The sequence below is a fragment of the Burkholderia sp. Se-20378 genome, assembly GCF_017104665.1.
GTDB classification, from domain to species: Bacteria; Pseudomonadota; Gammaproteobacteria; order Burkholderiales; family Burkholderiaceae; genus Burkholderia; species Burkholderia lata.
Window position 1 is genome coordinate 1 of record NZ_JAAGPG010000878.1, and the last position, 2,285, is coordinate 2,285.

At 66.5% G+C, this 2,285-nt stretch carries 2 protein-coding genes; both read left to right on the plus strand.

Features of this window, described 5'->3' with window-relative positions:
* The coding region (locus G3N93_RS38515; protein ID WP_206135380.1) for a TIGR04222 domain-containing membrane protein at positions 1 to 967 on the plus strand (967 nt) is incomplete at its 5' end.
* 408 nt (positions 968 to 1,375) lie between these two features.
* Positions 1,376 to 2,119 (plus strand): acetyltransferase, encoded by a 744-nt coding sequence (locus G3N93_RS38520; protein ID WP_174940100.1) that lies wholly within the window; start codon positions 1,376 to 1,378, stop codon positions 2,117 to 2,119.
* Positions 2,120 to 2,285 lie beyond the last annotated feature (166 nt).

The window sequence follows — 2,285 nt, forward strand, 5'->3', positions numbered from 1 at the left end:
TTACGTGCCGGCGTGCGTGGTCGCGTTGTTGCTGATCATCGTGCTTCAGGCGATCGAGTTCCGGCGGCGCCGCTGGGGCGCGCGCACGCGCAAGGCGTCGGACGACCTGAGCACCGACGAAGTCGCCTATCTCACCGGCGGCGAGGCACGGGTCGCACAGGTCGTGACGATGTCGCTCGCGCATGCAGGCGCGGTCGACCTGTGGACGGTCCCAGGGCAGGGCGGCTACGTGCAGATCGCCGATCTGGATCGTGCGGGCAGGCATGACGACCACTGCGCGTGGCTCAAGGAGCGGCCGTCCGGCACCGTACGCTACGACGTGTTTCGCGAGCGGCTCGCCGGGTATGCGCAGGAAGTCGTCGACGGGATGCGCGCGCAGGGCTGGCTGTGGGCGCCCGGCGAGATGCGCGCGTCGCGCATGGCCGCACGTGCAATCGTGCTGCTCGTGCTGGGCACCGGTGCCGCGAAACTCGCGGTCGGCCTGAGCCGCGGGCGGCCCGTGCTGCTGCTCGCCGTCTGCATGGTGGTGTTCGCGGTCGCGTACCGGATCGTCGCGCGGCGGTTGATCGGCTTCGGGCGGGGCGGCGCGACGGCTGCCGGACGGGCCGCGCTGCTCGCGCGCCGCATCTCGCACGATCCGCGGGCCGCGCGAAATCCGCCACCCGCGCCCGATACGCAACCCGCGCAACAGGTACAGGACCGCGAACGCGACGATCCGGACCCATTGCTGTGGACTGCTGCGCTGTTCGGCACGGCCGCGCTGACCGGCACCGCATGGTCGGTGTATTCGCAAACCGTGCAGACCGCGTCGCGGATGTCGACGCTCGTCGCGGCGAAGGCCGGCAGCGGCAGTACGTTCGATGCGTCGGACAGCAGTTGCTCGTCGTCGAGCTGCAGTTCGTCGAGTTCGTGCAGTTCCAGCTCGTGCAGTTCGAGCAGTTGCGGCGGGTGTTCGTCGAGTAATTGAATGCGGGTGGTGCGGCGCAGGGGCGCGAGGGCGTTCGTGCGTCGTGGTGGCGGCCGCGCGTCGCCAGGGCGTTGCTGACGGAACAGGTCGACCGGATCGACGCGACGATTCCGGCGGTGCCCGAGCGTCACGATGAAAAGTCGGGCGCGAACACTCGAGCACCAGCCGTCCCCTGACGGCAATTCCACGTCGACGGCTGGTGCGCCCAGGCCAGCCGGCGCGGGACCGGCCCCAAACCCCATCACCAGAACAGAAGCCAGAACGCCGTTCTTCTCCGTGGTCGGTTGCCGGCGTCGGCTTTCTATACTGCATCGTTCATGCTCGCGGCGCGATGCGCCGCGACGTTTCCCACCGCCGTATCGAGCGGCCCGGTATCGAGCCGCCGCACCGGCATACTTGCGACCGCGAATGAACGTTACGACCTCCGACGATTGTATTGGCGTACTGTCCGACCATCTTTGGGCGAAGCATTTCATCGTGCTTGGCTACCGGGATGGAGCTTTTTCGGCGATTCCGAACAATTTCTTCCGCAATTGGGTCGATGAAGAGCCGCGGGTCGGTACGTTTCATATCGGCCGGTGCTCTTCGATCGGTGTGGGCTCGATCGCAAAGTACGACCTGGACGATCAGAAGCTCGTGATCGGCAAGTACGTGGCCGGCGGACTGCGCCTGCGATTCCTGTTGAACGGTCAGCACGAGATGCGCACGATTTCGACGAACATTTTCAGCCTCTACGGAAACGGCCTCATCAATGCGCCGATGCCGCAATACGCGGACACCGTGATCCACAACGACGTATGGATCGGCGATGAAGCCATGTTCCTTGGCGGCAGCCAGATCGAGAGCGGATGCGTGATCGGCGCGCGGGCCGTCATTCCGCCCAATTTCCGCACCGAGGCGTACGGAATCTATGCCGGTTCGCCTGCCCGTCTGGTGCGCTTCCGCTTCACGGAGAAAGTGCGCGAACAACTGCTGCAACTCGCGTGGTGGGACATGCCGCTCGCCTGGATCAAGCAGAACAACGAAGCATTTCTGGTCGACCTCGCCGCCGACGAAGGGCATGCGCTCGACACGCTCGCGGCGCTCCAGGAAGCCAAGGATCGTGCGATGAGTCAGTCCGGCCAGCCGGCCGCCGTATCGACGCCCGTCTGACCGTTCGTTCGCGCAGCACCGCATGACATGACACCTGCTTCCGACGAATCCGCACCGGTTCAACACGCCGCGACGCTGTGCCAGAACGGACAGTTCGCCGACGCACTGTCGCGCGTCGCGCCGCTGCTCGAGCGGCCGGCGCCGGCCGTCGCGGCGCTGCACATCG